Genomic DNA, 7,501 nt, shown 5'->3' on the forward strand with positions numbered 1-7,501 from the left:
CCTTTAGCGGTCTCGACATACTGGTCAACAATGCCGGCGTGGCCCAGCCGCCCTTGGCGCTCGAGACGATGAACGAAGAGATGTTCGACCGGATCGCCAACGTCAACATGCGATCCATCTACAATGGCGCCCGTGCGGTCGTTGCGCATTTCAAATCCATCAAATCGGGCGCCATCCTCAACGTCGCCTCCACCGGCGGCGTCTCGCCGCGCCCGAATTTGACCTGGTACAATGCTTCCAAAGGCTGGGCGATTGCCGCCACCCGGGCCATGGCCGTGGAACTCGCCCCCTTCGGCATCCGCGTCAACGCCATCAATCCGGTTGCCGGCGACACGCCACTTCTGTCCACTTTCATCGGCTCCGGCGAAGAGAACCGCGCCCGCGTCGTCGCCACCATTCCGATCGGCAGGCTGTCTACGCCGGCGGACATGGGCAACGCCGCGGCATTCCTGTGCTCCGACGAGGCCAGCATGATCACCGGCGTCGACCTCAACGTCGATGGCGGCAAGTGCATCTGAGCGTTAGACCATTTGGGAGTTGGCGATGAAGCCTGTCTACGAAATCGCCGTGGTGCATGGCGACGGCATCGGCCCGGAAGTCTGCGCCGCAGCGGTTCAAGTGGTGAAAGCAGCGCTCGGTCCCGGCAGCCCCTTGCACTTCAGCGAATACCCGGCCGGAGCCGAGCATTTCCTGAAGACCGGCCAGAGCTTTCCCGAGCCGACCTTCCAGGCCTGCCGCGAGGCGGACGCCATCCTGCATGGTGCGGGCGGCTTGCCGGGCGTCATCCATCCCGATGGGACCGAAGCAGGCCTGGATTTCACGCTGAGGCTGCGCTTCGAACTCGATCTCTATGCCAATATCCGCCCCGTCAGGCTCTTCGAGGGCGTGCCGAGCCCGTTGAGCGGAGTGAAGGCCGGCGATATCGACTACATCATCTTGCGCGAGAACAGCGAAGGGCTTTACGCCGCGCGGGGATCGGGCGCGCTGTTGCGCGGCGAAGTGGCGGTCGACACGCTGGTGCAGACCCGCTCCGGCATCGAGCGCATCGCACGCAAGGCCTTCGAACTGGCGCGCCAGTCGGGCGGCGCGCCCCGTGACGGCGTGCGCCGGGTGACCTGCTGCGACAAGGCCAACGTGCTGCGCAGCTATGCCTTCTTTCGCTCCGTCTTCGACGAAGTGGCGAAGGACTATCCCGATATCGCGACCGAGCACGCGCTGGTCGACGCCATGGCGATGTATCTCGTGGTGAAACCGGGCCATTTCAACGTCATCGTCAGCGAGAACATGTTCGGCGACATCCTGTCCGACCTCGCCGCCGCGACGGTGGGCGGGATGGGCATGGCGCCTTCAGCCGAGATCGGCGCGGCCAACGGCTTCTTTCAGGCCGCGCACGGCTCGGCACCCGACATTGCCGGCAAGGGTATCGCCAACCCTTATGGGACGATCCTGTCGGCAGCCTCGATGCTCGACTGGCTCGGCCACAAGCATGGCGACGAGAGGCTCAACCAGGCCGCAGCGCGCATCCGTCGCGTGACCGAGGACTGCCTGGCCAACGGGCTTCTGAGCACCGACCTGAAAGGCAGGGCGTCGACCAGCGAGATAACCCGTTCGGTCTGCGACCGGCTCACGGCCGGGCGCGACTGATATGACCAAGCCAAGGATAAATCTTGTTGGACCTGGCAAGGTCGGCCAGACGCTCATGCGCCGGATATTCATTGCCGGCGGGCACAAGGTCCAGACCTGAGATGGGCGCTCTCGATCGCCATGTTTCGGTCGAGGACTTTCGCAGGCTTGCCCGCCGTCGTCTGCCGAAGTCGGTCTTCGAATTCATCGATGGCGGGGCGGGGCAAGAACTCACCCTCAACGCCAATCGAAGCGATTTCGAAAAGATCAGACTTTTGCCGCGCGTGCTTATCGATGTTTCGCATCCGAACGTTTCCACGACGCTCTGGTCCGAGACCTTGCCAACACCGCTGGTGATCAGCCCGATGGGCTCCTGCGCGCTGGTCAGGCCCGGAGCCGACATTGCCATCGCGAGGGCGGCAACCGCTCGCAGCATCCCCTACACGCTCTCCACCATGGCCACGGCCAGCATCGAAGGCATGGCGCGAGCCGTACAGGGGCCGCTGTGGTTCCAGCTTTATGTGCTCAAGGATTTCGACTTCAATCGCCAGTTGGTGAGGCGAGCGGAAGAATTTGGCTATTCGACGCTGGTGGTGACCGTTGATCTGCAAGCCGGTGGCAAGCGCGAAAAGGATCTTAGGAACGGCATATCTATCCCACTGCGGCCTTCGGCCCGGCATCTCTGGGAAGGCATGCTTCATCCTGGCTGGTCGCTGCGCCTGCTGCGCGGCGGTCTGCCCCAGTTCGAGAACGTCCGCGGCTATCTCGGTGACAACAGCGCCGGCCTGACGATCGCCGCGCGTGTTGGCGGCAGCCTTCATGCAGGTTTCGACTGGGACGATTTCCGCCAGATCCGCGACTGGTGGAAAGGCCGGCTGCTGGTCAAGGGCCTCCTGCACCCGGGCGATGCGTCGCGACTGGTGGCGGCTGGTGCCGATGGCATCTGGGTGTCCAACCATGGAGGCCGCCAGCTCGACGGTGCTGTATCGAGCATCGATGCCCTGCCCGCTATCCGTCAGGCACTTGGCGCCCAAATCCCGATCCTCATCGATTCCGGTATCCGCACGGGCACGGACATCGTCAAGGCCAAGGCACGCGGCGCCACCGTCGCGGCGATCGGCCGGGCCGCCCTGTTCGGCGCCGTGGCTGGCGAGCCCGGCGTGGCCAAGGCACTGGATATCATCCTGGACGAAGTGGTGACTTGCCTCAGGCTCTGCGGGATCCCCCGTTTTCAGGAAGCGGGATCAGAAATGATAGCATAGCGCCAAGACGAGTGCTCACGCTTGGTCAAGAGGTACAGAAAACCCCCGCTCGTCCAATATTCTTCCTCATCATGCCAAGGTTTTGCTATCGCGGTTGTGCAAGCGGCTGCGGGCGGGCGACCAATTGCCGCCCTCGCACGCCGCTCCTTCCCAAGCCCAACGGCGCCCTGTCAGAGAGCGCTTGTTTGATGCACACCCGCTAGCGGCGGGCGTGATTAAATTCGAGAGGCTGCGCAGTCGGATAGGCAGACTAAGGTCGGCCGCCCGGTGCTGTTTTCGGTTCCATCCACCCGTTCTTCAGAATGTCGCGAAGCACGTTGCGGGTGTCTTCGCCCGCTGCCGTTGCGCCGCTCGCCCAAGCGATCGCCAGTGCCCCGAAAAAGATGTCGCGCCCGGTCATCGTCCGTCGTGCAAGCCCTTCGTCCTGTGCAGCCTTCAGGATTCGCTCGGTCGTCGCGATGACAGCATGGCAGGTCGGCGTCAGCGGGGATTCTACTCCGCAAGCCGCCCGTAACGGTTCAGGCAAGCCCTCATAAGCCAGCATCCAGTCGCCGAGAGCTTCAACCCAGAGTTCGAGTGCGCGGCCTGCATCGCTCTCCCCGGCTTCGATTTCAACGCGACGATGGTCGAGGCCTTCATAATGAAGAACTAACAGCGCAGCCAGCAGGGCGTCTTTGTTTGGAAAATGGCGGTAGAGCGTCCCTGCTCCCACGCCCGCCAGCTTCGCAATAGAATCCATCGAAACGTCAACACTGTCGTTGCCGAACGCTTGTCGCGCCACCTCGAGAATGTGCGCTCGATTATGCTGCGCGTCCCTGCGCAGGGCTGACGCGACCGACAATTGCGACATTACTGACTTTGAACCCTTGAATACCGGAGACACTCTCCGCATCTAAAAGCCGAATCGGAGAGAGTCTCCATATAGCCCCCGATCGATTATTCTAACAGGTCGGCATCAGCGAGCGAAACGAGGACACGATGATCAGGCAGATGATACCGGCATGCATCCGGACAACGGGCACCGCAACCTGCCTGGCGCCTGGCGCGCGCCGTCAGTAGATGCCGCGAGCTATACGAGTTTCGAGGCGGGCTGCTCCGTCGGCAGCACCGCCCTGCGCGACCCTCTGGATGTCCGCTCAATACGGAATAGATCAGCGCACCATGCGCTGAGCTCATAATCACAATTATCTGGAAGGAAATCGGCATGAAGATCGGCATTATCGGCGCGGGAAATATCGGCACCACCCTTGCACGAAAGCTGTCGGCCGCCGGACACGCGGTGAAGCTGGCGGGCTCGAAGGGGCCTGAGGACATCGGCGAGAAAGCGACGGAGGTTGGTGCGATCCCGGTTGCCGCGCACGAAGCAGCCAGGGATGTCGAGGCGATCGTTCTATCGATCCCGTTTGCGAAGATCCCCGATGTCGCCGGCCTCTTTGCCCATGTACCAGCCAACGTGGTCGTGATCGACACCTCCAACTATTATCCCATGCGCGACGGGAATATCGCGGAGGTTGACGATGGCAAGCCGGAAAGCGTGTGGTCCAGCGAACAACTCGGCCGGCCAGTGGTCAAGGCATTCAATGCAGTCCTCGCCCAAACGCTCGCAGAAAGTGGCGCAGCGGCCGGAATGACCGGACGCATCGCGATCCCCGTCGCAGGCGATGATGTGCATGCCAAAGCGATCGCACGCGAACTGGTGAACGAGACCGGTTTCGACGCACTTGATGCCGGCGATCTCGCGAATTCCTGGCGCCAGCAACCGGGCACGCCCGCCTACTGCACGGAACTGACGTTGCCTGATCTTCAGGATGCGCTGTCCACGGCGGAAAAGGCGCGCGCACCCGGAATTCGCGACGCGCTGATCAAGGGCTTCATGGAGGCGACGCCTCCCCTCCGCCACGAGCAGATCGTAGCCCGCAACCGTGAAGTCACCGCCCGCCGATGAGAAACTTCTCCGGTTCCGGTCCGAGGTGACCAATAAGACTGTCCAAGAATTCCTTCTGTTTGTCGGGAGCAACCTGAGGGACGACGATGACGAGGTAATTTGCGACAAAGGTGAAATCCCCCTTGAGGATGCGAGGCATCAGCTCCTGAGCGCGGCATGCTCCGCTGCTCAACCAGCGAGCCTGAGCCATAGCGCCTGACTGGCGGCAGGAGATTAGCCGCCGCCACCCATGGTTACGGACATAAAGGCCCGGAAGGCCGCAGCCGCCGGTTCGATTGATCTGTCACGCGACCAGGCAAGGCCAACGTCCATAGTGGGGATGGGCTCGACAAGCCCGCGCACTTCGATGCGCTGCCCCTCCAAGGACCAGGGGCGGTAAACCATGTCGGACAGGACAGTGACCCCCATGCCGGCAGCCACGAGCGACCGCACGGCCTCGACCGAACTGGTGGTAAGGACGGCGCGGAGCGAAAGGCCCGCGGCATCCCAGTAACGGGCGGCCGTCGTGCGTGCCTCGTCAACCGTCAGCATGACATAATCTTCCGCCGCCACATCGGCGAGGCTGATCTCCTGCCGCGCGAGGAGGTGATGATCAGCCGAAAGCCAGAGCCGGCGGTTCGACCGCATCAAGACCTCCTGCGCCAACTCCTTGGTGTGCTCCAGGTTGGACACCAGCATCACGGCCATGTCGATGTCCCCGCACATCAAGCCGCTTTCGAGAGCGTCTCGGGGCAATTCCAGCACCTCGACCTCGATCTCGGGATAGGTCTTTCGAAACCGCGCGTAGTGGCGCGACATGTAGTAGCCGACGACCGTGTAGGTCATGCCCAGCCGCAGCTTGCCCGCCAGGCCTTTCCTATCGCGCAACGGGCTTCGGACGGCGGCAGCAACGGCCCCGGTGATAACACGCGCATGTTCAAGAAACCGCGCGCCCTCCATCGTCAGTCTTACGCCAGCGTGGTTACGCTCCAAAAGCCGTACGCCCAGGTCAGCCTCAAGCGTCTTTATCGCCGCAGTGACCGCCGATTGCGAGATGTTGAGTTCCACCGCGGCATGACTGACCTGTCCGCTCTCGGCGGTCGCGATAAAATAATCCAGCTGTTTCAAGGTGATGGTCATGGTGCGCCCTGGCCCAGAACCATTATCTGTTTTTTTGATATGACAATCAATAAACTACTATTTCACAAATGCCCTCGCATGCGCAAAAAATGCTGCAACGCCGCAAAGACGGCAGCTTCGAGGGGTAACAATGCGATGGCGGTGACGCTAAACTGCGACATGGGCGAAAGCTTTGGCCTCTACAAGGTTGGCGATGATATGGGCATGATGCCCATCATCGACGTTGCCAATGTCGCCTGTGGTTTTCACGCTTCCGATCCGGATCACATGCACACCGCCGTCCGCAGCGCCAAGGCGAGTGGCGTAAAGATCGGCGCCCATCCAGGCTTGCCCGACATTCAGGGTTTCGGCCGGCGCGAGATGCGGATGACCCGCGAAGAAGTCAGGAACACCATCATTTACCAGGTGGGAGCGCTTGCCGGCTTCCTCAAGGCCGAGGGTGTGGAACTCCACCACATCAAGCCGCATGGCAGCCTCTACTTCATGGCCATGCAGCAGGAGGCAATAGCCCATGGCGTGTGCGACGCGGCAGAGATTTTCGGCGTACCCCTCTTCGGCATGACGGGCACCCTGCATGAGAAGATCTATCAAGAGCGCGGTATCCCATTTGTCGCTGAGTTCTATGCCGATCTCGACTACGATGCCTCCGGCAAGCTGATCTTGACACGCGTTCATGACGCCAAGGACCCCGCAGAGATGGCCGAGCGGTGCGTACGCGCCATCAGGGAGGGCGAGGGCACGGCAGAGGACGGCAGTTTCTTCCCTGTACGCTGCGAAACCATCTGCGTGCATTCCGATACGCCGAACGCCATCGAAATAGCCCGGGCCGTGCGCACCGCAATCGCCCCCTGGCACTGAACTCGACCGAACCCGCCCGCGCGGGCGGTTCCAGATTAGTCTGTCCGCAGTTTTCCGGAGCTTTTTATGGCCCAGATTCTTTCACCTCTTCCCGGCACTTTTTATCGCAGCGCTTCGCCAGACCAGCCGCCATACAAGGCGGATGGCGACGCGGTGTCCGCCGGAGACGTAATCGGTCTCATCGAAGTGATGAAGTCGTTCCACGAAGTGAGGGCCGAGACGGCCGGTACGAACATCCGCTTCATTGCCGACAATGAGGATCCCATCATGGCCGGCGCACCTATTGCGGATCTCGACTGATGCTGAAAAAGCTTCTGGTTGCCAACCGGGGCGAGATAGCGGTCAGGATCATCCGGGCCGCGCAAGATCTGGGGATCGCCACCGTGGCGGTGTATTCGGCCGCAGACGCCGAGTCGCTCCACGTCCAGCTTGCGGACGAAGCGGTCAACATCGGCCCACCAGCTGCAAAGAAGTCCTATCTCAATGTCGAAGCAATTCTGAAGGCTGCCCGCGACACCGGTTGCGACAGTGTTCATCCAGGCTATGGGTTCCTTGCCGAGAATGCCGCGTTTTCCGACGCAGTCACAGGCGCTGCATTGGTCTTCGTCGGCCCGTCGGGAGATGCGATCCGGATGATGGGAGACAAGGTCTCGGCGCGATCGGCCGCTGCCGCTGCAGGTGTCCCCGTCGTGCC

The 7,501-nt window shown here is 62.0% G+C and carries 10 protein-coding genes; 7 read left to right on the top strand and 3 right to left on the bottom strand.

Translation table 11 applies throughout. The features are described from left to right. The 3 genes from EN955_RS32845 to EN955_RS32855 form a co-directional block, all read left to right on the top strand. Positions 1–518, top strand: a 518-nt coding sequence (locus EN955_RS32845) for a glucose 1-dehydrogenase (RefSeq protein WP_127223545.1), incomplete at its 5' end; no start/stop codon positions are given. Between the two features lie 25 nt (positions 519–543). Beyond that, complete coding sequence (locus EN955_RS32850; RefSeq protein WP_024502411.1) at positions 544–1,644, top strand: isocitrate/isopropylmalate dehydrogenase family protein; 1,101 nt, start codon at positions 544–546, stop codon at positions 1,642–1,644. Positions 1,645–1,745: 101 nt separating this feature from the next. After that, complete coding sequence (locus tag EN955_RS32855; RefSeq protein WP_024502410.1) at positions 1,746–2,885, top strand: alpha-hydroxy acid oxidase; 1,140 nt, start codon at positions 1,746–1,748, stop codon at positions 2,883–2,885. 250 nt (positions 2,886–3,135) lie between these two features. Here the strand turns inward: EN955_RS32855 and EN955_RS32860 are convergent, their stop codons facing one another. After that, a complete protein-coding gene (locus tag EN955_RS32860; RefSeq protein WP_024502409.1) occupies positions 3,136–3,735 on the bottom strand; it encodes a TetR/AcrR family transcriptional regulator in 600 nt (199 codons plus the stop codon). Positions 3,736–4,089: 354 nt separating this feature from the next. Here EN955_RS32860 and EN955_RS32865 point away from each other — a divergent pair, with 354 nt between their 5' ends. After that, positions 4,090–4,830: an NAD(P)-binding domain-containing protein gene (locus EN955_RS32865; protein WP_024502408.1), complete on the top strand. Its 741-nt coding sequence runs from the start codon at positions 4,090–4,092 to the stop codon at positions 4,828–4,830. On the opposite strand, the gene EN955_RS32870 is transcribed toward EN955_RS32865, so the two are convergent. Both EN955_RS32870 and EN955_RS32875 read right to left on the bottom strand, forming a co-directional pair. Further along, positions 4,814–4,969, bottom strand: a complete 156-nt coding sequence (locus tag EN955_RS32870; RefSeq protein ID WP_196815386.1) for a hypothetical protein — start codon at positions 4,967–4,969, stop codon at positions 4,814–4,816. The genes EN955_RS32865 and EN955_RS32870 overlap by 17 nt on opposite strands. A 74-nt stretch (positions 4,970–5,043) precedes the next feature. Beyond that, positions 5,044–5,949, bottom strand: coding sequence for a LysR family transcriptional regulator (locus EN955_RS32875; RefSeq protein ID WP_013533150.1), 906 nt, complete (start codon positions 5,947–5,949; stop codon positions 5,044–5,046). Positions 5,950–6,084: 135 nt separating this feature from the next. On the opposite strand from EN955_RS32875, the gene EN955_RS32880 reads away from it, so the two are divergent. From EN955_RS32880 to EN955_RS32890, 3 genes are all read left to right on the top strand, one after another. Next, the gene (locus EN955_RS32880; protein WP_024502406.1) at positions 6,085–6,807 is read left to right on the top strand and encodes a LamB/YcsF family protein; all 723 of its coding nucleotides are present in this window, start codon (positions 6,085–6,087) and stop codon (positions 6,805–6,807) included. 66 nt (positions 6,808–6,873) lie between these two features. Continuing rightward, positions 6,874–7,107, top strand: coding sequence for an acetyl-CoA carboxylase (locus EN955_RS32885; protein WP_013533152.1), 234 nt, complete (start codon positions 6,874–6,876; stop codon positions 7,105–7,107). Continuing rightward, on the top strand, positions 7,104–7,501 hold a 398-nt coding region (locus tag EN955_RS32890; RefSeq protein WP_281034486.1), incomplete at its 3' end, for a biotin carboxylase N-terminal domain-containing protein. The genes EN955_RS32885 and EN955_RS32890, both read left to right, overlap by 4 nt.

Source organism: Mesorhizobium sp. M7A.F.Ca.CA.001.04.2.1, from assembly GCF_003998485.1.
Lineage (GTDB): Bacteria > Pseudomonadota > Alphaproteobacteria > Rhizobiales > Rhizobiaceae > Mesorhizobium > Mesorhizobium ciceri.

Bases quoted from the DNA above. Each gene is read 5' to 3' on its own strand.
- EN955_RS32865 (WP_024502408.1), top strand. From the start codon at position 4,090: ATGAAGATCGGCATTATCGGCGCGGGAAATATCGGCACCACCCTTGCA.
- EN955_RS32850 (WP_024502411.1), top strand. From the start codon at position 544: ATGAAGCCTGTCTACGAAATCGCCGTGGTGCATGGCGACGGCATCGGC.
- EN955_RS32860 (WP_024502409.1), bottom strand. From the start codon at position 3,735: ATGTCGCAATTGTCGGTCGCGTCAGCCCTGCGCAGGGACGCGCAGCAT.
- EN955_RS32870 (WP_196815386.1), bottom strand. From the start codon at position 4,969: ATGCCTCGCATCCTCAAGGGGGATTTCACCTTTGTCGCAAATTACCTC.
- EN955_RS32880 (WP_024502406.1), top strand. From the start codon at position 6,085: ATGGCGGTGACGCTAAACTGCGACATGGGCGAAAGCTTTGGCCTCTAC.
- EN955_RS32885 (WP_013533152.1), top strand. From the start codon at position 6,874: ATGGCCCAGATTCTTTCACCTCTTCCCGGCACTTTTTATCGCAGCGCT.
- EN955_RS32875 (WP_013533150.1), bottom strand. From the start codon at position 5,949: ATGACCATCACCTTGAAACAGCTGGATTATTTTATCGCGACCGCCGAG.
- EN955_RS32855 (WP_024502410.1), top strand. From the start codon at position 1,746: ATGGGCGCTCTCGATCGCCATGTTTCGGTCGAGGACTTTCGCAGGCTT.